We start from the raw sequence: 26,068 nt of genomic DNA, 5'->3' as shown, positions 1-26,068 counted from the left end.
CGGGACGGGACGTTACTGATCAGTAAGGGGAGCGGCTATGCGGCTCGGCATCAATCTCGGTTACTGGGGCGCGGGCATGGACGGCGACAACCTCGCCGTCGCCCAGGAGGCCGACCGGCTCGGCTACGACGTCTGCTGGGCGGCCGAGGCGTACGGCTCGGACGCGCCGACCGTGCTGACCTGGGTCGCGGCCCAGACCGAATCCATCGACGTCGGCTCCGCGATCATGCAGATCCCGGCCCGCCAGCCCGCCATGACCGCGATGACCGCCGCCACCCTCGACTCGCTCTCCGGCGGCCGTTTCCGGCTCGGCCTCGGCGTCTCGGGACCGCAGGTCTCCGAGGGCTGGTACGGCGTCAAGTTCGACAAGCCGCTGGCCCGCACCCGTGAGTACGTCGAGATCGTCCGCAAGGCGATGACCCGCGAGCGGCTCTCCTACGAGGGGCAGCACTGGACGCTCCCGCTGCCCGGCGGCCCCGGCAAGCCGATCAAGCTCACCGTCCACCCGGAGCGCGAGCACATCCCGCTCTACATCGCCGCGATCGGCCCGAAGAACCTGGAGCAGACCGGCGAGATCGCCGACGGCGCCCTGCTGATCTTCCCCTCCGCCGACCATCTGGAGGAGACCGCGCTCACCTATCTGCGCGCGGGCCGGGAGAAGGCCGGGAAGACCATGGAGGGCTTCGACGTCTCCCCGACGCTGCCGCTCGCCATCGGCGACGACGTCACCGGACTGGCCGACATGTTCCGCCCGTACACCGCCCTGTACGTCGGCGGGATGGGCAGCCGGAAGCAGAACTTCTACAACCAGCTCGCGCAGCGCATGGGGTACGAGAAGGAGGCCGCCGAGATCCAGGACAAGTACCTGGACGGGGACAAGGCCGGGGCCGCCGCCGCCGTACCGCACCGGCTCATCGACCAGACCACGCTGCTCGGTCCCGTCGAGCGGATCGCCGAGCGGATGCAGGCGTACGCCGCCGCCGGGGTCACCACGCTCAACCTCGCCCCCGCCGGTTTCACCCTGGAGGAGCGGCTCACCGCCCTGCGCGCCGGTACGGACGCCCTGGAGCGCTCCGGACTCGCGTGAGCCTTCACCAGGGCCCCGCGCTCGGGCCTCAAGGACTTCCGGAGGCTTTCCCGGAGCTTCCGGAGGGCAGCACTACGGCCGTGGTGGGGGCTCGGGGGTCTTCCCCGCCACGGCCGTCACCCGGAACAACGCGCCTGACGCCCCGGGGTTACGCCGGGGTGTCAGGTTGACCCCCGTCACCCCCGCCGTTGCTCCGGTTGCCGACTGCTCCCCGGCGCATTTGACTGCTGCTCTGCGCACTACTGCTCCGCGGGGCCCGGCCCCGCGGACACCGGTACGGAGGTGGCTTTCATGCTCTCAGCCCGCAGCCTGTTCCAGGAGATCCTGGACCACGACGAGTCCTACCGGCTCTTCTGCTCCATCGCCGCCAGCGGCGAGTCCCAGGGCGGCTGGGAGAACGCCCGCATCGCCGCCCTGGTGCCCGAGAGCCGCCGCGCCCTGGCCCCCAGGATCGTCCGGCACGGCGCCGACGAGGACAAGCACGGCCGGATCTTCAACGCCCTCCTGAAGAAGCGCGGGCTGCAACCGGCCGATGTCCCCCCGGAGACCGACTACACGATGCTCCTGGAGCAGCAGGGCATCGGCCTCGCCCACTCCCGGCTGCGCGGCGAGGAACGGCTCACCGAGCGCGACATCATCACCTATCTGGCCCACAGCAGGATCACCGAACAGCGCGCCTCCGAGCAGATGCGGCTGCTGTGCCGGTACTTCGCCGACCACCCCGACATCGGCCGCGCCGTGCGGATGATCTCCGACGACGAGGACAACCACCTCGCGTACTGCCACGAGGAGCTGCTGCGGCTCGCCCGTGAGGGGCACGGCCGGACCATCCAGCGGACCATGCGCGAGTGCGCCCTGGCGGAGATCAGGGTCTACCGCGATGTCAGCCTCGCGGTGATGGACCACATGGGACGGCTGCTGGGCTGGCCGCGCCCCAAGGCCGCCGCGCTCGCCGCCGGAATCCACGCGGTGTACGCGTACGAGCGCCTCGGCGGCTGGCGGCGCATGGTGAGCCTGGAGATGCCCGAGCGGCGCGACGCCCTGGGCGGCCGGGCCGTGCCGGAACCCGAGTACGCGTGACCCTCAGAGCCAGCCGCGCCGCTTGAACTGGCGGTGGAGACCGACCACCGCCAGGGTCATGAACAGGACGACAGCCGGGTACGTCCACGCCCAGTGCAGCTCCGGCATGTGGTCGAAGTTCATGCCGTAGATGCCCGCGACCATGGTCGGAACGGCCGCCATCGCCGCCCACGCCGAGATCTTGCGCATGTCGTCGTTCTGCCGCACCCCCATCTGCGCGAGATGGGCCGAGAGGATGTCCGACAGCAGCCGGTCCAGCCCCTCCACCTGCTCGTTGACCCGCGTCAGATGGTCGGCGACATCACGGAAGAACGGCTGCGCCTCCGTGTGGACGAACGGCACCCCCGCCCCCGCCAGCCGGGTCATCGGCGCCGTCAGCGGGCCCGTGGCCCGGCGGAACTCCAGCACCTGGCGCTTGAACGTGTAGATGCTCGCCGCGGTGTTCGACGAGCCGCCCGGACCGCTCGTCGGAGCGAACACCTCCGTCTCCAGCTCCTCCAGGTCCACCTGGAGCTCCCCGGCCACATCGATGTAGTGGTCCACCACCGCGTCGCTGATCGCGTACAGGACCGCCGTCGGCCCGTGCGCCAGGATCTCCGGCTCCGCCTCCAGCCGACTGCGTACATCCGACAGCGGGGCGCTCTCCCCGTGCCGGACCGTCACCACGAACGAGTCCCCGATGAAGATCATCAGCTCATCGGCGCTCACCGCGTCGTTCTCCGGCTCGTAGACGACCGGCTTCAGCACCGCGAAGAGCGAGTCGTCGTACACCTCCAGCTTGGGGCGCTGATGCGCGCGCAGCGCGTCCTCGACCGCGAGCGGGTGCAGCCCGAACTCCTGGCTCACCAGGTCGAACTCCCGCTCCGTCGGCTCGTGCAGGCCGATCCAGAGGAAGGCGTCGTCGGACCTCCGGGCCTTTTCGAGGGCCTGGGAGAAGTCGTCGGGCCCAGCGGTCCGGCGGCCGTCCTGGTAGATGGCACAGTCCACGATCATTTCGGCATCCTCGGGGAGGTCAGGGACCACAACGTACAAGGTGGGCGGGGCCCCGTTCACCGCTCTCTCCTTCCCCGTGACGCCTCCCTCGCACCCGTCGGTCCGGCACATCTACCCTGGCCGGTATGCCCACGCTGATCCTCGTACGCCACGGACGCTCCACCGCCAACACCGCCGGAGTGCTCGCGGGCCGCACCCCCGGGGTCCTCCTCGACGAGCGCGGCACCGAACAGGCCGCCGCCCTGCCCGCCCGGCTGGCCGCGCTCACCCTCGCCACCGCCGTCAGCAGCCCCCTGGAGCGCTGCCGCCAGACGCTCCAGCCGCTCCTGGACGCCCGCCCCGGGCTGCCCGCGCACACCGAGGAGCGCATCAGCGAGTGCGACTACGGCGACTGGTCGGGCCGCAAGCTCGCCGAGCTCTCCGACGAACCGCTGATGTCCGTCGTCCAGCAGCACCCCTCCGCCGCCGCCTTCCCCGGCGGCGAGTCGATGCGCGCCATGCAGGCCCGCGCCGTCGACGCCGTACGCGACTGGAACGACCGGGTCGCGGCGGAGCACGGCGAGGACGCCACGTACGTGATGTGTTCGCACGGCGACATCATCAAGTCCCTGGTCGCCGACGCCCTCGGGATGCACCTGGACCTCTTCCAGCGCATCCACGTCGACCCCTGCTCGGTCACCGCGATCCGCTACACCCGGCTGCGCCCCTTCCTCCTGCGGGTCGGCGACACGGGCGACCTCACCCCGCTGGCCCCGCGCGAACAGCCCGTCGGGGCGGACGCCGTACCGTCCGGCGCGGGTGACGGCACGTCCGACGCGGCGGTGGGCGGCGGCGGGGGCGCACCGTGATCTCCGCGCGCAGTAGGGTGGACGCGCCGTAGCGCCGCTATCCACCCCAACGATTCTCAAGGGAGACAGGACGTGTCCCGTCAGGTGTTCCTCTACGACCCACCGGACCGATTCGTGGCCGGTACGGTCGGGTTGCCTGGCCGCCGTACGTTTTTCCTCCAGGCGTCCTCCAAGGGGCGGGTCACCAGCGTCGCGCTGGAGAAGACCCAGGTGGCCGCCCTGGCCGAGCGGATCGACGAACTGCTCGACGAGGTGGTCCGGCGGACCGGGGGCAACTCGCCGGTGCCCGCCGTGGCTCCCACCGACGTCACCGACACCGCCCCGCTGGACGTTCCCGTCGAGGAGGAGTTCCGGGTCGGCACCATGGCCCTGGCCTGGGACGGCGACGAACAGCGCATGATCGTCGAGGCGCAGGCCCTCGTCGAGCTCGACGCGGACTCCGAGGACGACCTCGCGGAGGCCGAGGAGAAGCTCCTCCAGGACGAGGAGAACGGCCCGCCGATGCTCCGCGTCCGGCTCAGCGGCGCCCAGGCCCGCGCGTTCGCCAAGCGCGCCCTGGACGTCGTCAACGCCGGGCGGCCGCCGTGCCCGCTGTGCAGCCTGCCGCTCGATCCGGAAGGACACGTATGCCCGCGCCAGAACGGATACCGTCGCGGAGCCTGACGGACACCGAGCTGCTCACCCTGCTCACCGAGGGCACGCTCACCGTGCTCGGGCAGGTCGGCGGGGCGTCCAACGCGGTGCTGCACTGCACCGTCGCGTACGAGGGCGAGGAGCGCACCTGCGCCTACAAGCCGGTCGCGGGGGAGCAGCCGCTGTGGGACTTCCCCGACGGGACGCTCGCCCAGCGGGAGGTGGCCGCGTACGAGATCTCCCGGGCGACCGGCTGGGACCTGGTGCCGCCGACCGTGCTGCGGGAGGGGCCGTACGGGCAGGGCATGTGCCAGCTCTGGATCGACGCGCCCGAGCCCGGGGAGGACACGCCCGAGCTGCTGGCCCTGGTCGAGGGCGACGAGCCGGGCGAGGGCTGGAAGGCCGTGGGCTTCGCCGACGTGGGGAACGGGAGGACGGCGCTGCTGGTGCACGCGGACGACCCCCGGCTGCGGCGGCTCGCGGTGCTGGACGCGGTGATCAACAACGGGGACCGCAAGGGCGGCCATCTGCTGCCCGCCGCCGACGGACGGCTGTACGGCATCGACCACGGCGTCACCTTCAACGCGGACGACAAGCTGCGCACCCTCCTGTGGGGCTGGGCGGGCGAGCCGCTCACCGAGGAGGCGCTGGGTGTGCTCGGCCCGCTCGCCGGGGAGCTGGCACCGGGGGAGCCCCTGGCCACCCGGATGGCGGAACTCATCACGGCCGCCGAACTGGACGCCCTGCGGGCGCGGGTGGCGGGGCTGCTCGGCACCGGGACGCACCCGAAGCCGAGCGGGCAGTGGCCGCCGATCCCGTGGCCCCCCGTGTGAGCGGGCCGCGCAGCCGCCGGTGAACACCCTGATCCGTACAGCCTTTCGAAGGTTTACCGCAAGAGTGCCTCTTCGGACAGGAATGCGACTCCGGTTCGTATCCGGAAGCATCGTCCGGTTACGCTCATGACATGCATGCCTGGCCCGCTTCTGAGGTCCCCGCCCTGCCCGGCAAGGGCCGCGACCTTCGGATACACGACACCGCGACCGGCGGACGGATCACCCTCGACCCCGGTCCCGTCGCCCGCATCTACGTCTGCGGCATCACGCCGTACGACGCGACCCACATGGGTCATGCGGCGACCTACAACGCGTTCGACCTCGTTCAGCGCGTGTGGCTCGACACCAAGCGGCAGGTTCACTACGTCCAGAACGTGACCGACGTGGACGATCCGCTCCTGGAGCGGGCCGTGCGCGACGGTCAGGACTGGACCGAGCTCGCGGAGCGCGAGACGGCACTCTTCCGCGAGGACATGACCGCCCTGCGGATGCTGCCCCCGCAGCACTACATCGGAGCGGTCGAGGCCATACCCGGCATCGTCCCGCTCGTCGAACGGCTGCGGGAGGCGGGCGCCGCCTACGACCTCGAGGGCGACATCTACTTCTCCGTCGACGCCGACCCGCACTTCGGCGAGGTCTCCGGCCTCGACGCGGCGGCGATGCGCCTGCTCTCCGCCGAGCGCGGCGGCGACCCCGAGCGCCCCGGCAAGAAGAACCCCCTCGACCCGATGCTCTGGATGGCCGCCCGCCCGGGCGAGCCGAGCTGGGACGGGGCCTCCCTGGGCGAGGGCCGCCCGGGCTGGCACATCGAGTGTGTGGCCATCGCCCTGGACCACCTCGGCATGGGCTTCGACATCCAGGGCGGCGGCTCCGACCTCGTCTTCCCGCACCACGAGATGGGCGCCTCGCACGCCCAGGCGCTGACCGGCGAGCACCCGTTCGCCAAGGCGTACGTCCACGCGGGCATGGTCGGTCTCGACGGCGAGAAGATGTCCAAGTCCCGGGGCAACCTCGTCTTCGTCTCGGCGCTGCGCCGCGAGGGCGTGGACCCGGCGGCCATCCGCCTCGCCCTGCTCTCCCACCACTACCGCGCCGACTGGGAGTGGACCGACCAGGTCCTCACCGACGCCGTCGAGCGCCTCGCCTGCTGGCGGGCCGCCGTCTCGCGCCCCGACGGCCGGTCGGCCGACGCCCTGGTCGAGGAGGTCCGCGAGGCCCTCGCCGACGACCTGGACACCCCCGCGGCGCTCGCCGCCGTGGACCGCTGGGCCGAGCTCCAGAGCACGGAGGGCGGTACGGACGAGGGGGCGCCCGGCCTCGTCTCCCGTACCGTCGACGCCCTGCTGGGAGTCGCGCTGTAGGACGGAGGGCGGCCCGCCGCCGCCCGCGCCGAACCGACGGGACCGGCCCCGGACTTCGTGGAGAAGTCCGGGGCCGGTCCCGTTCGCCGTACGGCGGTGCCGCCGTCACTCCTCGCCGGGACTCTCCCCGGACGCCTCGTCAGGCCCCTTGCCCTCAGGCTTGTCCTCGGGCCTGTTCCCGGACCTGCCGTCGGACCTGTCCTCGGGCTTCTTCGCCGGACCCGGGCCCTGCCCCGGCCCGGTCTCCGGGCGCGGCGGCTTCGGCGGGCGGGTCCGGCCGCCCGAGGGGTCCCGCAGATACGAGGAGTCCCCGCTCTCCGTCGCATGGCCGCCGGGCCCCTGCCCGGGACCGCCGTCCCGGCGCCGCAGATACCGCTCGAACTCCCGGGCGATGGCCTCGCCGGACGCCTCGGGCAGCTCCGCGGTGTCCCGCGCCTCCTCCAGCGTCTGGACGTACTCCGCCACCTCGCTGTCCTCGGCCGCCAGCTGGTCCACCCCGAGCTGCCACGCCCGCGCGTCCTCGGGCAGCTCGCCCAGCGGGATGCGCAGCCCGATCAGGTCCTCCAGCCGGTTCAGCAGGGCCAGCGTCGCCTTCGGGTTCGGCGGCTGCGACACATAGTGCGGCACCGCCGCCCACAGGCTCACCGCGGGCACCCCGGCATGTGTGCACGCCTCCTGGAGAATGCCGACGATGCCCGTCGGCCCCTCGTACCGGGTCTCCTCCAGGTCCATCGTCCGCGCCAGGTCCGCGTCCGAGGTGACCCCGCTCACCGGCACCGGCCGGGTGTGCGGGGTGTCCCCGAGCAACGCGCCCAGGATGACGACCATTTCGACACCCAGCTCATGGGCGAAACCGAGGATCTCGTTGCAGAACGAGCGCCAGCGCATCGACGGTTCGATCCCGCGCACCAGGACGAGGTCCCGGGGCTTCTCCCCGCCGACGCGCACCACCGAGAGCCGGGTGGTCGGCCAGACGACCTTGCGCACCCCGTTCTCCAGCCACACGGTGGGCCGGTTGACCTGGAAGTCGTAGTAGTCCTCGGCGTCCAGCGCCGCGAACACCTCGCCCTTCCACTCCCGGTCCAGATGGCTCACCGCTGTGGAGGCGGCGTCACCGGCATCGTTCCAGCCTTCGAACGCGGCCACCATGACCGGGTCGATCAGCTCGGGCACCGACTCGAGCTCGATCACCCGGGCCTCCTTCCGATGTCTCCGTACGTACGGAGCAACCTTACGGCTTCGGGGCCCTCCGTCCGCAGCCCGTTTGCACGGCCGGGTGAACCTTGCCACCAGGAGTGGATCATCGGGCCGAACAGTGCATCAGCTCACTCCCAGAGGGTGGAGGGAGCTTCCCGCCGCACCACCGGCGCGATCTCCTCCGCGAACCGCTGGAGCGTCTCCAACTGCTCCGGCCCGCCCAGCCCGAAGCCGTCCACGGTGACCGACTGGAGGTCGTGGCGGTAGACCGTGTGCCACCCCAGGATCTTGTCGATGATCTGCTGCGGGGAGCCGATGAGCTGCGGGCCGCTCTCGATCGCTTCCTCGATGGTCCGGAACGGGGTGTTGTACCCGGCCTTCCCTGCCAGATGCGGCTTGAACGTCTGCCGCACCCGCGCCTCGTACAGCTCCTTGTACTGGGCGACCGCCGCCTGCGAGCTGTCCGCGATGAGCAGCCCGCCGGAGCCCGCCGCCACCCGTGCCTCCGCCGGATCGTGCCCGTACGCCTCGAACCGCTCCCGGTAGTGCGCGATGAGCTTCGCATACGCCTCGCGCGGCTGGATGGCGTTGGCGGTGAAGAGCGGGTCACCGTGTTTCGCCGCCAGCTCGGGGGAGTTGAGGCTGGTGGCCGAGCCGTGCCAGACGCGGGGGAGACCGTCGTACGGACGCGGCACCGTCGTCACGTTCTTCAGCGGCGGCCTGAACTCGCCCTCCCAGTCGACGCCTTCCTCGGTCCACAGCCTGCGCAGCAGCTCGTACTTCTCCTTCTGGAGGTCCCACTGCCGCTCCTCGTCCAGCCCGAAGAGGTCGAAGTGGCCCGCCTCGGCGCCCTTCCCGACGACCAGTTCGATCCGGCCCCGGGATATCTGGTCGAGCGTCGCGAAGTCCTCCGCCACCCGGACCGGGTCGAGGATCGCGACGACGGTCACCCCGGTGAGCAGCCGGATCGAGGTGGTACGGGCCGCGACCGCGCCGAGCACCACGCTCGGGCTGGAGGAGAGGAACGCCCCGGCGTGCCGCTCGCCGACCGCGTAGGCGTCGAAGCCGAGCTCCTCCGCGACCGTCGCGGTGGCGATCACTTCCTCGAACCGGTCGGAGGGCGAGGGAAGTTCACCGGTCAGCGGGTGTGCGTCATGGCCGATCAGGGAAAGCACCGAGAATCTCATGACCCCACTTTCCTCGCGGCACATTGCACGCGTATGGCGGGAGTGTGGCGCGTGCCGGGGCCACGCGGGTACGCGGACGGGGGCGGCCCCCGCGTGGCGGCCGCCCCCGTCCCCGTACCCCGTGGGGGGTGGTCAGTCCCGGTCGGCCAGCAGCTTCTCGACGCCGTCGCGGACCTCGTCCGTGGCCAGGCCCCGGATCGTCAGCGTGGTCCGGCGGCGCAGCACGTCGTCCGCCGTCTCGGCCCACTCGTGGTCGCGGGCGTAGGCGACCTGGGCCCAGATCTCCGGGGCGTCCGGGTGGACGCGCTCGGCCAGCTCCGGGTTCTCGTTGGCCAGCCGCGCGATGTCGAAGGCGAGCGAACCGTAGTGCGTGGCCAGGTGCCGGGCGGTGTCCGGCGCCATCCGGGGGCCGGGGGCGGGGCCGTCGATCAGCAGCCGGTGCGCGACCGCGTTCGGGTTGGCGATCCCCGGCAGCGGCAGCTTCTTCGGCAGCCGGTTCATCGGCTCCATGTCCTCCGCCAGCGGGTGCCCGGGCAGGGCGGCCAGCTTGTTCATCACCGTACGGCCGATGTGGCGGAACGTCGTCCACTTGCCGCCCGCGACCGAGAGCATCCCGCCCCGGCCCTCCGTGACGACCGTCTCGCGCTTGGCCTTGGAGGTGTCGCCCGGGCCGCCGGGCAGCACCCGCAGACCGGCGAAGGAGTAGGTGATCAGATCACGCGAGAGCTGCTGGTCCTTGATCGAGAACGCCGCCTCGTCGAGGATCTGCGCGGTGTCGGCCTCGGTCACCGAGACGTCCGCCGGATCGCCCTCGTACTCCTCGTCCGTCGTGCCGAGGAGCAGCATGTCCTCCCACGGCAGCGCGAACGTGATGCGGTACTTGTCGATCGGGGTGGCCAGCGCCGCCCGCCACGGACGGGTCCGCTTGAGGACCAGGTGGGCGCCCTTGGACAGACGTATGGAGGGGGCCGCGTTCGGGTCCTCCATCTTCCGCAGGTGGTCGACCCACGGGCCGGTCGCGTTCAGCACGAGGCGGGCGGTGATCCCGAACTCCGTACCGTCCGCCGTGTCCTTCAGCTCGGCGCCCGTGACCCGGCCCCGGGTGAAGCGCAGGCCCGTGACGGCCGCGTGGTTGAGGACGACCGCGCCCGCGTCGACGGCCGCGCGGACCGTCATCAGCGCCATGCGGGCGTCGTTCATCTGGTCGTCGCCGTAGACCGCGACGGCCTTCAGGTTGTCGGTGCGCAGCTCGGGGACGTCGCGGGACGCCTTGGCCGGGGAGATGACATGGCCGACACCGTCGCCGAACGCGGAGAGCGCGGAGTAGGCGAAGACGCCCGCGCCGAGCTTGGCCGCGCCGTGCGGGCCGCCCTTGTAGACGGGCAGGTAGAAGGTGAGCGGGTTGGCCAGGTGCGGGGCCACCTCGCGGGAGACCGCGCGGCGCTCGAAGTGGTTCTCCGCGACCAGCTTGACCGCGCCGGTCTGGAGGTAGCGCAGGCCGCCGTGAAGCAGCTTGGAGGAGGCGGAGGAGGTGGCGCCGGCGAAGTCACCGGCGTCCACCAGAGCCACCCGCAGCCCGGACTGCGCGGCATGCCAGGCGGTGGAGATGCCCAGGATGCCACCGCCGATGACCAGGAGGTCGTACGTCGCCCGGGACAGCTGCTCCCGGGTTTCGGCGCGGCTCGGCAGGGAGCCGGAGGCCGGGTGCGTTCCGAGGGCGGGAACGCTCTGCAGGGTGGTCATGGTGAATGCTCCTCGTCAGCTTTCTTCGTCCTCGATCCAGCCCATGGTCCGTTCGACGGCCTTGAGCCAGCTCTTGTACTCGCGGGCACGGGTGTCCGCGTCCATGCGGGGGGTCCACTCGGCGGCCCGGCGCCAGTTGGCGCGCAGCGCGTCGGTGTCCGGCCAGAAGCCGACGGCGAGACCGGCGGCGTAGGCGGCGCCGAGGCAGGTGGTCTCGGCGACCATGGGGCGCACCACGGGCGCGTCCAGGAAGTCGGCGAGCGTCTGCATCAGCAGGTTGTTGGACGTCATGCCGCCGTCGACCTTGAGCGCGGTCAGCTCGACGCCGGAGTCCTTCGTCATGGCGTCGCTGATCTCGCGGGTCTGCCAGGCGGTGGCCTCCAGGACGGCACGGGCGATGTGCGCCTTGGTGACGTAACGGGTCAGTCCGGCGATCACACCCCGGGCGTCGGGACGCCAGTAGGGGGCGAACAGTCCGGAGAAGGCGGGCACGAAGTAGGCGCCGCCGTTGTCCTCGACCGAGGAGGCCAGCGTCTCGATCTCGGCGGCGGACTTGATCAGGCCCATCTGGTCGCGCATCCACTGCACCAGCGAACCGGTGACCGCGATGGAGCCCTCCAGGGCGTACACCGGGGGCTTGTCGCCGATCTGGTAGCCGACGGTGGTGAGCAGCCCGTTGTACGAGTTCACCGGGGTGCCACCGGTGTTCATCAGCATGAAGGTGCCGGTGCCGTACGTGGACTTGGCCTCGCCCTCGGCGAAACAGGTCTGGCCGAACAGGGCCGCCTGCTGGTCGCCGAGCGCGGAGGCGACGGGCACGCCGTCGAGGATGCCGCCCTTGGCGTTGCCGTACACCTCGGCGGAGGAGCGGATCTCGGGGAGGACCGCGGCCGGGATGCCGATGGAGTGGAGGATCTTCTCGTCCCACGTCATCGTGTGCAGGTTCATCAGGAGGGTGCGCGAGGCGTTGGTGACGTCGGTGACGTGGACGCCGCCGTCGGTGCCGCCGGTCAGGTTCCAGATGACCCAGGAGTCCATGGTGCCGAAGAGGATGTCGCCCGCCTCGGCGCGCTCGCGCAGCCCCTCGACGTTGTCGAGCAGCCAGCGGACCTTGGGCCCGGCGAAGTACGAGGCGAGCGGCAGCCCGGTCTCGCGGCGGAAGCGGTCCTGGCCCACGTTGCGGCCGAGCTCCTTGCAGAGCGCGTCGGTGCGGGTGTCCTGCCAGACCAGTGCGTTGTGGACCGGCTCACCGGTGTTCTTGTCCCAGAGCAGGGTGGTCTCGCGCTGGTTGGTGATGCCGATCGCCTTGACGTCGGCGGAGGTGATGCCGGCCTTGACGATGGCCCCGGCGACGACCTCCTGCACGTTCTCCCAGATCTCGGTGGCGTCGTGCTCGACCCAGCCGGGCTTCGGGAAGATCTGCTCGTGCTCCTTCTGGTCGACGGAGACGATCCGGCCGTCCTTGTCGAAGACGATGCAGCGGCTGGAGGTGGTGCCCTGGTCGATGGCCGCGATGAACGGCCCGCTGCCGTGGGTGCCGGTGGTGTGTGCGTCGGTCACGGTGTGCTCCCGGAAGTCTGTGAAGTGATGAGGGTTACGGCGCTGGTACCCGGTCTCGGGTCCGCGTCCCGGTCTCGGGCTAGGCGAAGGCGAGGTTGTAGAGCCCGCCGGCGAGCGCGCCGCCGATGAGCGGACCCACGATGGGTACCCACGCGTAGCCCCAGTCCGAACCACCCTTGTTCGGCAGCGGCAGCACCGCGTGCACGATGCGCGGTCCGAGGTCGCGGACCGGGTTGATGGCGTAGCCGGTGGGCCCGCCGAGCGAGAGGCCGATACCGACGACGACCAGGGCGGTGACCAGGGCGCCGAGCACGCCCAGGCCGTTGCCCTCGGCGTTGAGGCCCTGGGTCAGGATCGCCAGGACCAGCACGACGGTGGCTATGACCTCGGTGACGACGTTCTGCACACCGTTGCGGATCTCGGGGCCGGTGGAGAAGATCCCGAGCACCGGTCCGGCCTTGGGGGCGGCGGTCTGGTCGACCATGCCCTCGTCGGTGGACTTCGTCCCGACGATCTCCGGGTCGGTGAGGTGGGCGTGGAACTGCCCGTAGTACACCGCGTAGACCAGGACGGCGCCGATCATCGCGCCGAGCAGCTGGGAGCCGAGGTAGAGGGGGACATCGCCCCACGCGGTACCGCCCTGAATGGCGAGGCCGAGGGTGACCGCGGGGTTGAGGTGGGCACCCGAGACGCCGCCGGCCAGATAGGCGCCGGTCAGCACGGCGAAACCCCACCCGAAGGTGATGGCCAGCCAGCCCGCGTTGCGGGCCTTCGAGCGCTTCAGCGTGACGGCGGCACAGACACCGCCGCCGAGCAGGATGAGTACGGCGGTACCGATGGTCTCGCCGATGAAAATGTCGGAGCTGGACACCCGCGACTCCTTTGTCCTTCGTCCAGGGGAGAGCGGAACACCGGGTCCCTCCGGTGATCCGCGCCCCAGATGGGTGTCCACGAGGTGTGGGCAGCCCACCTGTAAGGGCTTGACCGGCCCTTGGCACTGTCACACCCTAACGCGTATTGCCGTTAGGCGTTCGACAATGCCGACCGTTGAACGGCAGTGTTTCCCCCGAGTGAAGGAAGCGTCAAGGGTTCTGTGGTGCAGGACTCGGTGCGCGACGCGATCGTTACCCCACGATGCGCCCACGGGCGCGCGGGCGCGAGCGGGCGCGTGCGGGATGCGTTACGGGGGTGGCCGCCCCGGTGCTCAGAAGCGCCCGGCGCCCAGGTCCCGGGAGACCGCCCGGGCGCAGTCCCGTACGGCCGCGATCAGCTCGGGCCGCAGCGCACCGCCCGGCGCCACCCGCTCCACCGCGCCCGTGACGGCCACCGCGCCCACCGGCATCCTGCGCCGGTCGTGGACCGGGGCGGCGACGGCGGCCACCCCCTCCCAGGTCTCCTCGGCGTCGGCGGCCCAGCCCTGGGCGCGGATCAGGTCGAGCATCGCCTCGAACTCGTCGGTGGCCGTCACCGTACGCGCGGTGAAGGCACGGCGCTCCGCCTCCAGCACCTCGCTGTGCGCCACCGGGTCGTACGCGGACAGCACCTTGCCGAGCGCCGTGGAGTGCAGCGGCTGCATCGCCCCGACCTCCAGCACCTGGCGGCTGTCGTCGGGCCGGAAGACGTGGTGCACGATGAGGACGCCGTGCTGGTGGAGCACGCCCAGGTGGACACTCTCGCCGCTGGAGCGGGCCAGGTCGTCCGTCCAGACCAGGGCGCGGGCCCGCAGCTCGTGGACGTCCAGATAGCTGTTGCCCAGCCGCAGCAGCTCCGCGCCGAGCTGGTAGCGCCCCGAGGCCGCGTCCTGCTCGACGAACCCCTCCAGCTGGAGAGTGCGCAGGATTCCGTGGGCGGTGCCCTTGGCCAGCCCCAGGGAGGAGGCGATGTCGGACAGCCCGAGCCGCCGCTCGCCGCCCGCCAGCAGACGCAGCATCGCGGCCGCCCGCTCCAGCGACTGGATGTTCTTGGCCATCGCGCCGTACTCCTCCACCTCGGTTCGACAATGCTGAACACTATCGGTCGATGCCGACCTGCGCCGGACTCCGGGGGAAAGTCTCCTCCTGCCGGTCGGCCGCGCCGCACCCGCACAGCATGCAGTCCGCCTCATGGACGGACCGACCACGCCTTGAGGTGTCCGGCTACGCTGACGGAGTGCGCCTTCCCCAAGAAGGACGCAAAGCCGACAGCCGTCGCATCCCTGGGAGATCATCCATGGCCTCGTTGCCGACACCCGCCCCCGACAGCCGGACCCGCGCAGCAGCCCTGCGCGAGGCGCTCGCCACCCGGGTGGTGGTGGCCGACGGTGCGATGGGCACCATGCTCCAGGCGCAGGACCCGACGCTCGAGGACTTCGAGAACCTCGAGGGCTGCAACGAGATCCTGAACATCACCCGCCCCGACATCGTGCGCACGGTCCACGAGGAGTACTTCGCGGTCGGCGTCGACTGCGTGGAGACCAACACCTTCGGCGCGAACCACTCCGCGGCCAACGAGTACGAGATCGCCGACCGGATCTTCGAGCTCTCCGAGTCGGGCGCCCGGATCGCCCGTGAGGTGGCCGACGAGTTCGCCGCCAAGGACGGCCGCCAGCGCTGGGTCCTCGGCTCGATCGGCCCCGGCACCAAGCTGCCCTCGCTCGGCCACATCACGTACGACATCCTGCGCGACGGCTACCAGCGGAACGCCGAGGGCCTCCTCGCGGGCGGCTCGGACGCCCTGATCGTCGAGACCACCCAGGACCTGCTCCAGACCAAGTCCAGCATCATCGGCGCGCGCCGGGCGATGGACGCCCTGGGCATCGACGTGCCGCTGATCTGCTCCCTCGCCTTCGAGACGACCGGCGTCATGCTGCTCGGCTCCGAGATCGGCGCGGCGCTGACCGCCCTGGAGCCGCTCGGTATCGACCTGATCGGGCTGAACTGCTCGACCGGCCCGGACGAGATGAGCGAGCACCTGCGCTACCTCGCCCGCCACTCCCGTACGCCCCTGATGTGCATGCCCAACGCCGGTCTGCCCGTCCTCACCAAGGACGGCGCGCACTTCCCGCTCGGCCCCGACGGCCTCGCGGACTCCCAGGAGCTGTTCGTCCGCGACTACGGCCTCTCCCTGATCGGCGGCTGCTGCGGTACGACCCCGGCCCACATGAAGGCCGTCGTGGAGCGGGCCCAGGGGCTCACCCCGCCCGAGCGCGAGCCGCGTCCGGAGCCGGGTGCCGCGTCGCTGTACCAGCATGTTCCGTTCCGGCAGGACACGGCGTATCTGGCGATCGGGGAGCGGACGAACGCCAACGGTTCGAAGAAGTTCCGTGAGGCGATGCTGGAGGCCCGGTGGGACGACTGTGTGGAGATGGCGCGCGACCAGATCCGTGAGGGCGCGCACATGCTGGATCTGTGCGTGGACTATGTGGGCCGTGACGGTGTGGCGGACATGAGGGAGCTGGCCGGCCGTTTCGCGACCGCTTCCACGCTCCCGATCGTGCTGGACTCCACCGAGCTGGACGTCCTGCGAGCGGGTCTGGAGCAGCTGGGTGGCCGGGCGGTGCTGAACTCGGTGAATTACGAGGACGGGGACGGGCCGGAGTCGCGGTTCGCGCAGGTCAGTGCCCTGGCCGCCGAGCACGGCGCCGCGTTGATCGCGCTCACCATCGATGAGGAGGGGCAGGCCCGCACCATTGAGCACAAGGTGGCGATCGCGGAGCGGCTGATCGCGGACCTCACCACCAACTGGGGCATCCGCGAGTCCGACATTCTCATTGACACGCTGACGTTCACGATCTGCACGGGTCAGGAGGAGTCGCGGGGGGACGGTATCGCGACGATCGGGGCGATCCGGGAGCTGAAGAAGCGGCACCCGGATGTGCAGACCACGCTGGGTCTGTCGAACATTTCCTTCGGCCTGAACCCGGCCGCCCGGGTGGTGCTGAACTCCGTGTTCCTGGACGAGTGTGTGAAGGCGGGGCTGGATTCCGCGATCGTGCACGCGTCGAAGATCCTGCCGATCGCGCGGCTGGAGGAGGAGCAGGTCAAGGTCGCCCTGGACCTGATCTACGACCGCCGTGCCGAGGGCTACGACCCCCTCCAGAAGCTGATGGAGCTGTTCGAGGGCGTCAACATGAAGTCGATGAAGGCGGGGAAGGCCGAGGAGCTGATGGCCCTCCCGCTGGACGAGCGGCTCCAGCGGCGGATCATCGACGGGGAGAAGAACGGTCTGGAGGCCGACCTCGACGAGGCCCTCCTCACCACCCCGGCTCTGGACATTGTGAACAACACCCTTTTGGAGGGCATGAAGGTGGTCGGTGAGCTGTTCGGCTCCGGCCAGATGCAGCTGCCCTTCGTCCTTCAGTCGGCGGAGGTGATGAAGAGTGCGGTGGCTCATCTGGAGCCGCACATGGAGAAGTCCGACGACGAGGGCAAGGGCACCATCGTGCTCGCCACCGTCCGCGGCGACGTCCACGACATCGGCAAGAACCTCGTCGACATCATCCTGTCCAACAACGGCTACAACGTCGTCAACCTCGGGATCAAGCAGCCCGTCTCCGCGATCCTCGAAGCCGCCGAGGAACACCGCGCCGACGTCATCGGCATGTCCGGCCTCCTCGTCAAATCCACCGTGATCATGAAGGAGAACCTCCAGGAGCTCAACCAGCGCAAGATGGCCGCAGACTTCCCGGTCATCCTCGGCGGCGCCGCGCTGACCAGGGCGTATGTCGAGCAGGACCTCCATGAGATCTACGAGGGCGAGGTGCGTTACGCCCGTGACGCCTTCGAGGGGCTGCGCCTCATGGACGCGCTCATCGGGGTCAAGCGCGGGGTGCCGGGAGCGGCTCTGCCCGAGCTGAAGCAGCGTCGGGTCCCCAAGAAGGACGTCCCCGTGCTGGAGGTCGAGGAGCCCGAGGGCTCGGTGCGCTCGGACGTCTCCACGACCAACCCGGTCCCCACCCCGCCGTTCTGGGGTACTCGGGTGATCAAGGGCATCCCGCTGAAGGAGTACGCCTCCTGGCTGGACGAGGGCGCCCTGTTCAAGGGCCAGTGGGGCCTGAAGCAGGCCAGGACCGGCGACGGACCGACGTACGAGGAACTGGTCGAGACCGAGGGCCGCCCCCACCTGCGCGGCTGGCTCGACCACCTCCAGTCCAACAACCTCCTCGAAGCCGCCGTCGTCTACGGCTACTTCCCCTGCGTCTCCAAGGGCGAAGACCTCATCCTCCTCCACGAGGACGGCTCCGAACGCACCCGCTTCACCTTCCCCCGCCAACGCCGCGGCCGCCGCCTCTGCCTCGCCGACTTCTTCCGCCCCGAAGAATCCGGCGAAACCGACGTCATCGGCCTCCAGGTCGTCACCGTCGGCTCCCGCATCGGCGAAGCCACCGCCGAACTCTTCGCCGCCAACTCCTACCGCGACTACCTCGAACTCCACGGCCTCTCCGTCCAGCTCGCCGAAGCCCTCGCCGAGTACTGGCACGCCCGCGTCCGCAGCGAACTCGGCTTCGCCGCCGAAGACCCCACCGACGTCGAGGACATGTTCGCCCTCAAATACCGCGGTGCACGCTTCTCCCTCGGCTACGGCGCCTGCCCCGACCTCGAAGACCGCGCCAAGATCGCCGACCTCCTCCAGCCGGAGCGCATCGGCGTCGAACTCTCCGAGGAATTCCAGCTCCACCCCGAACAGTCCACCGACGCCCTCGTCATCCACCACCCCGAAGCCAAGTACTTCAACGCGCGGTAACCACCCGGTCGCACCACGGCCTCGCGCCGTTCGCGCACCGTAGCCGGACACGTCGTACACTGGTCGGTCCAGTGCAGGCCGGTCGCCCTCCCCGTTACGGGAGTGGCGGCCGGCCTTCTCGTCCCTTACGGAAGGTGTGCAGGATGACCAGTACGGTCCCCGCGTCCTTGACCCGCACGGCCGAAGGTGCCGCCCTGCAGGCGGTCCTTCTCGACATGGACGGAACCCTGGTCGATACCGAGGGCTTCTGGTGGGACGTCGAGAAGCAGGTCTTCGCCGAGCTCGGGCACGAGCTGGACGAGGCATGGCGGGAGGTCGTGGTCGGCGGCCCGATGACCCGCAGCGCGGGGTACCTCATCGATGTCACGGGTGCCGACATCCGGCTGGAGGAGCTGAGCGTCCTCCTCAACGACGGCTTCGAGAAGCACATCGCGCGCGGGGTGGAGCTGATGCCCGGCGCGGCCCGGCTGCTCGCCGAACTGGCCGCGTACGAGGTGCCCACCGCCCTGGTCTCGGCCTCGCACCGCAGAGTCATCGACCGGGTGCTGGACTCGGTCGGCCACCACCACTTCGCGCTCACGGTCGCCGGGGACGAGGTCACCCGGACCAAGCCGCACCCGGAGCCCTATCTCACCGCCGCCGCCGGTTTCGGCGCCGACCCGTGGCGCTGCGCGGTCATCGAGGACACCGCGACCGGGGTCGCCGCCGCCGAGGCGGCGGGGTGCCGGGTGGTCGCCGTACCGTCCGTGGCGCCCATCGCCCCCGCCGTCGGCCGGGTCGTCGTCGGCTCCCTCGAAGAGGTCGACCTCGCCTTCCTCCGCAAGCTCATCACCGGCACAGGCTGAACGCACCGTGTGCATTCCGGAAACTTTCCGTGGAGGTGAATCAGCCACAGCCCACGTATGTGAAGAGGCCGGACAGGTGAGCTTCCTCACCTGAGGGTCCCTGGTGGTCCGCCATGATCGGATGATCTGTCCGGAATGGTGATCAAATATCGCCCCTTCCGGCCGCCGGAGGAGGGCGGGCCGCTCCGCGTGCGGTCGGAGCGGCCACCGGCGGCTACTAACTTTGATTCCTCACCCACCGTGATGAGGGAGAACGCCCGTATGAACCGCAAGACCCTGGTGCTGCCGGCCGTCGTCGGCCTGCTCGCCCCCGTGCTCGCCGCCTGCGGCAGCACGGACAGCGGCGCCGATGGCGGCAACGCCATCGTCGTCGGCACCACGGACCAGCTCGTGGCCTCCGAGGAGAACCCCGCTCCTCTCGACCCGGCCATCGGGTACGAGGCGGGCGTCTGGAACGTCCTGCGGCAGACCGTGCAGACCCTCACCACCGTGCCCGGCGGCGGAGGCGAGCCCGTGCCCGAGGCGGCCCGGAGCTGCACGTTCACCGACACCGCGAACGAGAGCTACCGCTGCACCCTGCGCGCGGGCCTGAAGTTCGCCGACGGCACCCCCGTCACCGCCGAGGATGTGAAGTACTCCATCCAGCGCGTCATCGACATCAACTCCGACAGCGGACCGGTCGGGCTCCTCTCCAACATCGACACGATCGAGACCAAGGGCGGCGACCAGGTGGTCTTCCACCTGAAGACCCCCGACGCCACCTTCCCGTACAAGCTCGCCACCCCCGCCGCGGGCATCGTCCCCAAGGCGAAGTACCCGGCGAAGGAGGCGCGCACCGGCTTCCAGGTCGACGGCTCGGGGCCGTACACCATGAAGCCGCAGGTCGAGGACGGACGGGTCGTCAGGATCGCCTTCACCAAGAACTCCTCGTACAAGGGTGAGCTGAAGGTCCTCAACGACAAGGTCGAGATGGACCTCTTCCCCGACGCCGAGGCCATGGGCCGGGCGCTGGACGAGAAGAAGATCCACATGATGACCCGGGCCATGTCGCCCGAGCAGGCCCGCGACATGCTCGTGAAGCCGAAGGACGGCATCGAGCTCACCGAGATGCCCGGCCTCGCCATCAGCTACCTCGGGTTCAACACCAAGGACCCGGTCGTCAACAAGGCCGTACGGCAGGCCATGGCGCAGATCATCGACCGCGGCGAGATCGCGGGCAAGGTGTACGGCACCACCGCCGAGCCGCTCTACTCGCTGATCCCCTCCAGCATCACCGGCCACACCAACGCCTTCTTCAACAAGTACGGCGAGCCCAGCACCGCCAAGGCCGCCGAGACCCTGAACAAGGCCGGAGTCAAGACGCCGGTGAAGTTCACCCTGCACTACACCAACGACCACTACGGCTCCGCCACCGCCAAGGAGTTCAAGGCGCTCCAGCAGCAGCTGAACGGCTCGGGCCTCTTCGACGTCGACGTCGAGGGCAAGGAGTGGTCGAAGTACCGGCCGGAGCAGAAGCGCGGCGACTACGCGGCCTACGGCATGGGCTGGTTCCCCGACTTCCCGGACCCGGACAACTACACCGCACCGTTCCTGGACAAGGACAACTTCCTCAACTCCCCCTACCGGTCGCAGGAAGCGCAGAAGGTCCTCATCCCGAAGTCCCGCCGCGAGGCCGACCGCAGCGCCGCCGCCACGACCTACGAGAAGCTCCAGGACATCGTCGCCACCGACGTCCCCGTCCTGCCGATCTGGCAGGGCAAGCAGTACGTGGCCTCCCGCAGCGGGGTCGCCGGGGTCGAGCGGTCCATCAGCGCCACTTCCGAGCTCCAGCTCTGGGAGCTCAACAAGACGGCCTGACCCGGGCCCGCAGCCGTGAAAGCCGTCCGGCCCGCCCCCACCGACGCGGGGGCGGGCCGGACGGCCGTGTCTCAGGGACCCCTACTGCGCGCCGGGGCGCACCAGGCCGCTCTCGTACGCGTACACCGCGGCCTGCACCCGGTCGCGCAGGCCCAGCTTCGTCAGCACATGGCCCACATGCGTCTTGACCGTCGTCTCGCTGACGAACAGGTCCGCGGCGATCTCCGCGTTGGACAGCCCGCGCGCCACCAGCTTCAGAACCTCCACCTCACGGTCCGTCAATGTGTGCAGGGCGTCCGGCACCGGCTCCTCGCCGGAGGGCAGATGGTCCGCGTACTTGTCGAGCAGCCGGCGCGTGATGCTCGGCGCGAGCATCGCCTCGCCCGCCGCCACCACCCGGATGGCCTGAACCAGCTCATTGGCCGGGGCGTCCTTCAGCAGGAAGCCGCTCGCCCCCGCCCGCAGCGCCTCCACCACGTACTCGTCCAGATCGAACGTGGTCAGCACCAGCACCTTCGCCGGGCCGTCCTTCCCGGGGCCGGTGATCTGACGGGTCGCCTCCACCCCGTCCATCCGCGGCATCCGGATGTCCATCAGCACCACATCGGGCTGGAGCGCCCGCACCTGATCGATGGCCTGCAGACCGTCACCGGCCTCACCGACCACCGCGAGATCACCCTCGGCCTCCAGAATCATCCGGAAACCGGTGCGCAGCAGCGGCTGGTCATCGACCAGTAGGACGCGGATCGCCACGGAAACTCCTCACAGGCCCTCACGAGCCACTGATCTGGCCGGCCTCGGCCCGGACAGGAGCCATTCTGCCCTGGTCATCCTCGCCCGGCCCCGCCGGGCGGACCGACAGCGGATACACCGGGGGAGTCCCGCCGAATTCCGGACAGACCGCCTGGTGGTCGCACCAGCCGCACAGCTTCGTCGGCCGGGGCCGCCAGTCACCGGTCTCCGTCGCCAGCGCGATCGCCTCCCACAGCGCGAGCAGCTTGCGCTCCACCCGCTCCAGATCCGCCACCACCGGGTCGTACGTCAGCACATCGCCGCTGCCCAGATAGACCAGCTTGAGCCGCCGCGGCACGACCCCCTTCAGCCGCCAGATCACCAGTGCGTAGAACTTCATCTGGAACAGCGGGCCCTCGGCGTACTCCGGGCGCGGTGCCTTCCCCGTCTTGTAGTCGACGATCCGCACCTCACCGGTCGGCGCCACATCGATCCGGTCGATCACCCCGCGCAGCCGCAGCCCCGACTCCAGCTCCGTCTCGACGAACAGCTCACGCTCCGCCGGCTCCAGCCGCGTCGGGTCCTCCAGCGAGAACCACCGCTCCACCAGCCGCTCCGCCTCGCCCAGCCAGCGCGCCAGCCGCTCGCCCCCGGTGTCCCCGGCGAACAGCTCGGCCAGCTCCGGCTTCGACTCCAGCAGCCGGTCCCACTGGCCGGGGACGAGCGCCCGCGCCCTCGGTGCCGTACGGTCCGCCGCCGGGGCGTCGAACAGCCGCTCCAGCACCGCATGGACCAGCGTGCCCCGGGTAGCAGCCTCGCTGGGCTTCTCCGGCAGTCTGTCGATGACCCGGAAGCGGTAGAGCAGCGGGCACTGCATGAAATCGCTCGCCCGCGACGGCGACAGGGACGAAGGCGGCTGCGGCGGCCGGGGCACGGAAGTCATGTCTCCAGACCCTACGGCCCGCCACTGACAGTCAGCGGCATACCATCGACGGCAGACCCTCGCAGACTGCATCATCGTGGCCCAGGCCACGCACCCGACCGAAGGGACCACGTGGACAACAGCGGCGACAGCGGGCGGCCGCAGCCCGGCGCAGGGGGAACGGACCCCGGCGCCGCCCCCGGGAACGGCAAGCCCAAACGCCCCGCCGATCCGGGCGGCGGCCTGCTCATGGGCCGCCCCTTCGGCGTGCCCGTGTACGTCGCCCCCAGCTGGTTCGTCGTCGCCGCGCTGATCACCTGGGTCTTCGGCGGCCAGCTCGACCGGGTCCTGCCCGAGCTCGGCGCCGCCCGTTATCTCGTCGCCCTCTTCTTCGCGATCGCGTTCTACGCCTCCGTGCTCGTCCACGAACTGGCCCACACGGTCGCCGCCCTGCGGTACAAGCTCCCGGTCCGCCGCATCCAGCTCCAGTTCTTCGGCGGCGTCTCCGAGATCGAGAAGGAGACCGAGACCCCCGGCCGCGAGTTCATCCTCGCCTTTGTGGGCCCGCTCCTCTCCCTCGTCCTCGGCGGGGTCTTCTACGGCGCGATGCAGCTCGTCGAGCCCGGCACCGTCCCCGGCGTCCTGCTCGCCGGGCTGATGATCTCCAACCTCATCGTCGCCGCCTTCAACCTGCTGCCCGGCCTTCCCCTCGACGGCGGCCGGATGCTCCGCGCCATCGTCTGGAAGATCACCGGCAAGCCCATGAGCGGCACGATCGCCGCCGCCTGGGTCGGCCGGGGCCTCGCCGTCACCGTCCTCATCGGACTGCCGCTGCTCACCCACACCGGGGCGGTCGGCAGCGCCAACCAGGAGATCGGCGGGGTGGAGACCGTCATGGACGCGCTGCTCGCCGCGATCCTGGCCGGCATCATCTGGACCGGCGCCGGGAACAGCCTGCGCATGGCCCGCCTCCGCGAGCACCTGCCCGACCTCCGGGCCCGCACCCTCACCCGGCGCGCCGTCCCCGTCGAGTCCGCCACCCCGCTCTCCGAGGCCCTGCGCCGCGCCAACGAGGCGGGCGCCCGCGCCCTGGTCGTCGTCGACGGACAGGGCCACCCCAAGGGCGTCGTCCGCGAGGCCGCCATCGTCGGCGTCCCCGAGCACCGCCGCCCCTGGGTCGCCGTCAGCGGTCTCGCCCAGGACCTCACCGACGGTATGAGGGTCCCCGCCGAGCTCGCCGGAGAAGCCCTCCTGGACCGGCTCAAGGCCACCCCGGCCACCGAGTACCTGGTCGTCGAGGAGACCGGCGAGATCTACGGAGTCCTCTCCACCGCCGACGTCGAGCGCGCCTTCGTCAAGGCCATGGCCCGCCCCGGGTCCTGAAGGGCCCAGGAAAAGGGCACCCGAAACACCGGTACGCTGGTCACATGTCTGAACCGACCGGTGCCGCCCGCCGACGTGGGCCCTTCAAGGTCGGGGACCAGGTACAGCTCACCGACCCCAAGGGACGCCACTACACCTTCACGCTCGAAGCCGGAAAGAACTTCCACACCCACAAGGGTTCTTTCCCGCACGACGAGCTGATCGGTGCTCCCGAGGGCAGTGTTGTCCGCACCACGGGAAACGTCGCCTACCTCGCGCTGCGCCCCCTGCTCCCCGACTACGTCCTCTCCATGCCCCGCGGCGCCGCCGTGGTCTACCCCAAGGACGCGGGCCAGATCCTGGCCTTCGCGGACATCTTCCCCGGCGCCCGCGTCGTGGAGGCCGGGGTCGGCTCCGGCTCGCTCTCCACCTTCCTGCTGCGGGCCATCGGTGAGCAGGGCATGCTGCACTCCTACGAGCGCCGCGAGGACTTCGCCGAGATCGCCCAGCAGAACGTCGAGCGCTACTTCGGCTCCCCGCACCCCGCCTGGCAGCTGACCGTCGGAGACCTCCAGGACAACCTCTCCGACACCGACGTCGACCGCGTCGTGCTGGACATGCTCGCCCCCTGGGAGTGCCTGGAGGCCGTCTCCAAGGCCCTGGTGCCCGGCGGCATCCTCTGCGCCTACGTGGCCACCACCACCCAGCTCTCGCGCACCGTCGAGTCCATCCGCGAGATCGGCTGCTTCGCCGAACCGCAGCCCTGGGAGTCGATGATCCGCAACTGGCACGTCGAGGGCCTGGCCGTGCGCCCCGACCACCGGATGATCGGCCACACCGGCTTCCTGGTCACCGCCCGCCGCCTCGCGGACGGCGTCGAGCCGCCGCTGCGCCGCCGCCGCCCCTCCAAGGGCGCCTACGGCGAGGACTACGAGGGACCGGGCAGCCAGAGCCGCGGAGGCTCCGCCGCCGACCGCGGCTGACCCGCCCAACGAACCGGCGCCGCCGCGCAGTTCCCCGACCGACCGGGGAACTGCGCGGCGGCGCCTTCCTGTTGCCGTCGGCGCGCGCCCCGGAGGCGGAACCGGCGCACACCCCGCCGTTCCCCCGGCGTGTGAGGTGTGGCACGATGCTGGCCACCCCTCGGGGCGGACCCGCCTTCCTCCCCGGGCTCCCAGGAACCACATGGAGACACACCGCGTGCAGACCTCCGCGCTCCCGGACCTCGCGCACACCGCCACGAAGCCGGTGCACTGGCTCGCCACGGCCGCCGCGATGGCCGGCGTCGTGGCGGTGGCCGGACTGCTCCAGCCCCGTACGGCCACGGCGACCGCCACGGGCCCCGAGCAGCGCCCGGCCCAGCGGAGCGCGCCCGTGGCCGCCCCCGACCCGGCCGGGGTGGAGTTCCCCCTGGAGTGCGGCGGTGCCGGGACGACCGTGGCCAAACAGGCCCCCGGCGACCTCGACGGCGACGGGCGGCCGGAAACCGTCGCCGTGGTCCACTGCGACGCGGGCTCGGGGACCCCGCCGGGCGGCATCTACGTCCTGACCCGGGGAAGCGGGGCCGCGCCCCGGATCGTGGCGACCCTGGTGGACCCCGCCGACCGGAAGACCGTCGGGGACTTCGCCGTACACGAGGGGCGCGTCTCGGCGACCCTGTTCGGCTACTCCTCGCCGGAGGTGCCCCGCTGCTGCCCCGACCAGGAGGAACAGGTCTCCTGGCGGTGGAAGGGCAACGCCTTCGTCCGCACCTCCGGAGACCTCGCACGCGCCGTGTGACCGTACGGGTCAGGCCGCGTCCGGCCCGTACACCTCGACGCTGTCCTTCACCCGCCGCACATGGATGCAGTCCCCGGGGCACTCCTTGGCCGAATCGACCACGTCCTGGAGGAGCGTCAGCGGCACCGGAGTGGTGGCCCCCGGGTCCTGGAGGAGCTCGTCGTCGCCGCTCTTCACGTACGCCAGGCCGTCGATGTCCAGCTCGAACACCTCCGGCGCGTACTGCACGCAGATGCCGTCGCCCGTACAGAGGTCCTGGTCGATCCAGACCTCCAGGTCCTGCGTGTCACCGTCGCCCGGCGAGCCCTGCTGCACGGTCATGTGTCCT

Annotated in this window: 22 protein-coding genes; 12 read left to right on the top strand and 10 right to left on the bottom strand. The window is 70.8% G+C overall.

The features are described 5' to 3' along the window. The first annotated feature begins 37 nt into the window (after positions 1-37). Positions 38-1,087, top strand: coding sequence for an LLM class F420-dependent oxidoreductase (locus B7C62_05015; protein ARF71686.1), 1,050 nt, complete (start codon positions 38-40; stop codon positions 1,085-1,087). A 291-nt stretch (positions 1,088-1,378) separates the two neighbouring features. Then, positions 1,379-2,167, top strand: coding sequence for a hypothetical protein (locus B7C62_05010; protein ARF71685.1), 789 nt, complete (start codon positions 1,379-1,381; stop codon positions 2,165-2,167). A gap of 3 nt (positions 2,168-2,170) precedes the next feature. Here B7C62_05010 and B7C62_05005 read toward each other — a convergent pair whose 3' ends face one another. Beyond that, complete coding sequence (locus tag B7C62_05005) at positions 2,171-3,160, bottom strand: magnesium and cobalt transport protein CorA (protein ID ARF71684.1); 990 nt, start codon at positions 3,158-3,160, stop codon at positions 2,171-2,173. Positions 3,161-3,285: 125 nt separating this feature from the next. Between B7C62_05005 and B7C62_05000 the strand changes: the two genes are divergently transcribed. From B7C62_05000 to B7C62_04985, 4 genes are all read left to right on the top strand, one after another. Next, positions 3,286-4,008, top strand: coding sequence for a phosphoglycerate mutase (locus B7C62_05000; GenBank protein ID ARF71683.1), 723 nt, complete (start codon positions 3,286-3,288; stop codon positions 4,006-4,008). Positions 4,009-4,080: 72 nt separating this feature from the next. Beyond that, positions 4,081-4,671, top strand: coding sequence for a hypothetical protein (locus tag B7C62_04995; protein ARF71682.1), 591 nt, complete (start codon positions 4,081-4,083; stop codon positions 4,669-4,671). Then, on the top strand, positions 4,635-5,474 hold the full coding sequence (locus B7C62_04990; protein ID ARF71681.1) for a phosphatidylinositol kinase: 840 nt from the start codon (positions 4,635-4,637) through the stop codon (positions 5,472-5,474). The genes B7C62_04995 and B7C62_04990 overlap by 37 nt, the downstream gene beginning before the upstream one ends. Before the next feature lie 131 nt (positions 5,475-5,605). Continuing rightward, entirely contained in the window at positions 5,606-6,835 is a 1,230-nt protein-coding gene (locus tag B7C62_04985; protein ID ARF71680.1) for a cysteine--1-D-myo-inosityl 2-amino-2-deoxy-alpha-D-glucopyranoside ligase, read from the top strand. A 105-nt stretch (positions 6,836-6,940) separates the two neighbouring features. Here B7C62_04985 and B7C62_04980 read toward each other — a convergent pair whose 3' ends face one another. The 6 genes from B7C62_04980 to B7C62_04955 all read right to left on the bottom strand — a co-directional run bounded on the left by B7C62_04980 (position 6,941) and on the right by B7C62_04955 (position 14,491). Next, positions 6,941-8,026, bottom strand: a complete 1,086-nt coding sequence (locus B7C62_04980) for a hypothetical protein (GenBank protein ARF71679.1) — start codon at positions 8,024-8,026, stop codon at positions 6,941-6,943. Between the two features lie 134 nt (positions 8,027-8,160). Next, positions 8,161-9,219: a luciferase gene (locus B7C62_04975; GenBank protein ID ARF71678.1), complete on the bottom strand. Its 1,059-nt coding sequence runs from the start codon at positions 9,217-9,219 to the stop codon at positions 8,161-8,163. A 132-nt stretch (positions 9,220-9,351) separates the two neighbouring features. After that, positions 9,352-10,962 (bottom strand): glycerol-3-phosphate dehydrogenase, encoded by a 1,611-nt coding sequence (locus B7C62_04970; protein ID ARF71677.1) that lies wholly within the window; start codon positions 10,960-10,962, stop codon positions 9,352-9,354. A 15-nt stretch (positions 10,963-10,977) separates the two neighbouring features. After that, a complete protein-coding gene (locus B7C62_04965) occupies positions 10,978-12,522 on the bottom strand; it encodes a glycerol kinase (protein ARF71676.1) in 1,545 nt (514 codons plus the stop codon). Between the two features lie 79 nt (positions 12,523-12,601). Further along, complete coding sequence (locus B7C62_04960) at positions 12,602-13,393, bottom strand: aquaporin family protein (protein ARF71675.1); 792 nt, start codon at positions 13,391-13,393, stop codon at positions 12,602-12,604. 333 nt (positions 13,394-13,726) lie between these two features. Then, on the bottom strand, positions 13,727-14,491 hold the full coding sequence (locus B7C62_04955; GenBank protein ID ARF71674.1) for an IclR family transcriptional regulator: 765 nt from the start codon (positions 14,489-14,491) through the stop codon (positions 13,727-13,729). Between the two features lie 239 nt (positions 14,492-14,730). On the opposite strand from B7C62_04955, the gene B7C62_04950 reads away from it, so the two are divergent. The 3 genes from B7C62_04950 to B7C62_04940 all read left to right on the top strand — a co-directional run bounded on the left by B7C62_04950 (position 14,731) and on the right by B7C62_04940 (position 20,945). Next, positions 14,731-18,243 carry a methionine synthase gene (locus B7C62_04950; GenBank protein ID ARF71673.1) on the top strand — a complete coding sequence of 1,171 codons (3,513 nt, stop codon included), beginning with the start codon at positions 14,731-14,733 and terminating at the stop codon, positions 18,241-18,243. Positions 18,244-18,386: 143 nt separating this feature from the next. Next, positions 18,387-19,088, top strand: a complete 702-nt coding sequence (locus B7C62_04945) for a hydrolase (GenBank protein ID ARF71672.1) — start codon at positions 18,387-18,389, stop codon at positions 19,086-19,088. 261 nt (positions 19,089-19,349) lie between these two features. Beyond that, positions 19,350-20,945: a peptide-binding protein gene (locus B7C62_04940; GenBank protein ARF71671.1), complete on the top strand. Its 1,596-nt coding sequence runs from the start codon at positions 19,350-19,352 to the stop codon at positions 20,943-20,945. 81 nt (positions 20,946-21,026) lie between these two features. On the opposite strand, the gene B7C62_04935 is transcribed toward B7C62_04940, so the two are convergent. Continuing rightward, positions 21,027-21,698: a DNA-binding response regulator gene (locus B7C62_04935; GenBank protein ID ARF71670.1), complete on the bottom strand. Its 672-nt coding sequence runs from the start codon at positions 21,696-21,698 to the stop codon at positions 21,027-21,029. Between the two features lie 19 nt (positions 21,699-21,717). Continuing rightward, entirely contained in the window at positions 21,718-22,620 is a 903-nt protein-coding gene (locus B7C62_04930; GenBank protein ID ARF71669.1) for a recombinase RecB, read from the bottom strand. Positions 22,621-22,731: 111 nt separating this feature from the next. Here B7C62_04930 and B7C62_04925 point away from each other — a divergent pair, with 111 nt between their 5' ends. The 3 genes from B7C62_04925 (at position 22,732) to B7C62_04915 (ending at position 25,740) form a co-directional block, all read left to right on the top strand. Next, complete coding sequence (locus B7C62_04925; GenBank protein ARF71668.1) at positions 22,732-23,982, top strand: site-2 protease family protein; 1,251 nt, start codon at positions 22,732-22,734, stop codon at positions 23,980-23,982. A gap of 44 nt (positions 23,983-24,026) precedes the next feature. Further along, positions 24,027-24,944, top strand: a complete 918-nt coding sequence (locus B7C62_04920; protein ID ARF71667.1) for a transposase — start codon at positions 24,027-24,029, stop codon at positions 24,942-24,944. A 217-nt stretch (positions 24,945-25,161) separates the two neighbouring features. Continuing rightward, the gene (locus B7C62_04915) at positions 25,162-25,740 is read left to right on the top strand and encodes a hypothetical protein (GenBank protein ARF76993.1); all 579 of its coding nucleotides are present in this window, start codon (positions 25,162-25,164) and stop codon (positions 25,738-25,740) included. A gap of 9 nt (positions 25,741-25,749) precedes the next feature. Here B7C62_04915 and B7C62_04910 read toward each other — a convergent pair whose 3' ends face one another. Next, positions 25,750-26,061 carry a ferredoxin gene (locus B7C62_04910; protein ID ARF71666.1) on the bottom strand — a complete coding sequence of 104 codons (312 nt, stop codon included), beginning with the start codon at positions 26,059-26,061 and terminating at the stop codon, positions 25,750-25,752. Positions 26,062-26,068 lie beyond the last annotated feature (7 nt).

Origin of the sequence: Kitasatospora albolonga, assembly GCA_002082585.1 — a bacterium.
In the GTDB taxonomy this organism is placed as follows: Bacteria; Actinomycetota; Actinomycetes; order Streptomycetales; family Streptomycetaceae; genus Streptomyces; species Streptomyces stephensoniae.
The sequence above is the reverse complement of the archived record's forward strand: the minus strand, read 5'-3'. Positions and strand labels throughout refer to the sequence as shown.

Excerpts from the sequence above, each read along its gene's own strand:
- B7C62_05015 (ARF71686.1), top strand. The coding sequence starts at position 38 with ATGCGGCTCGGCATCAATCTCGGTTACTGGGGCGCGGGCATGGACGGC.
- B7C62_05010 (ARF71685.1), top strand. The coding sequence starts at position 1,379 with ATGCTCTCAGCCCGCAGCCTGTTCCAGGAGATCCTGGACCACGACGAG.
- B7C62_05005 (ARF71684.1), bottom strand. The coding sequence starts at position 3,160 with ATGATCGTGGACTGTGCCATCTACCAGGACGGCCGCCGGACCGCTGGG.
- B7C62_05000 (ARF71683.1), top strand. The coding sequence starts at position 3,286 with ATGCCCACGCTGATCCTCGTACGCCACGGACGCTCCACCGCCAACACC.
- B7C62_04990 (ARF71681.1), top strand. The coding sequence starts at position 4,635 with ATGCCCGCGCCAGAACGGATACCGTCGCGGAGCCTGACGGACACCGAG.
- B7C62_04985 (ARF71680.1), top strand. The coding sequence starts at position 5,606 with ATGCATGCCTGGCCCGCTTCTGAGGTCCCCGCCCTGCCCGGCAAGGGC.
- B7C62_04975 (ARF71678.1), bottom strand. The coding sequence starts at position 9,219 with ATGAGATTCTCGGTGCTTTCCCTGATCGGCCATGACGCACACCCGCTG.
- B7C62_04970 (ARF71677.1), bottom strand. The coding sequence starts at position 10,962 with ATGACCACCCTGCAGAGCGTTCCCGCCCTCGGAACGCACCCGGCCTCC.
- B7C62_04955 (ARF71674.1), bottom strand. The coding sequence starts at position 14,491 with ATGGCCAAGAACATCCAGTCGCTGGAGCGGGCGGCCGCGATGCTGCGT.
- B7C62_04950 (ARF71673.1), top strand. The coding sequence starts at position 14,731 with ATGGCCTCGTTGCCGACACCCGCCCCCGACAGCCGGACCCGCGCAGCA.
- B7C62_04945 (ARF71672.1), top strand. The coding sequence starts at position 18,387 with ATGACCAGTACGGTCCCCGCGTCCTTGACCCGCACGGCCGAAGGTGCC.
- B7C62_04940 (ARF71671.1), top strand. The coding sequence starts at position 19,350 with ATGAACCGCAAGACCCTGGTGCTGCCGGCCGTCGTCGGCCTGCTCGCC.
- B7C62_04930 (ARF71669.1), bottom strand. The coding sequence starts at position 22,620 with ATGACTTCCGTGCCCCGGCCGCCGCAGCCGCCTTCGTCCCTGTCGCCG.
- B7C62_04920 (ARF71667.1), top strand. The coding sequence starts at position 24,027 with ATGTCTGAACCGACCGGTGCCGCCCGCCGACGTGGGCCCTTCAAGGTC.
- B7C62_04910 (ARF71666.1), bottom strand. The coding sequence starts at position 26,061 with ATGACCGTGCAGCAGGGCTCGCCGGGCGACGGTGACACGCAGGACCTG.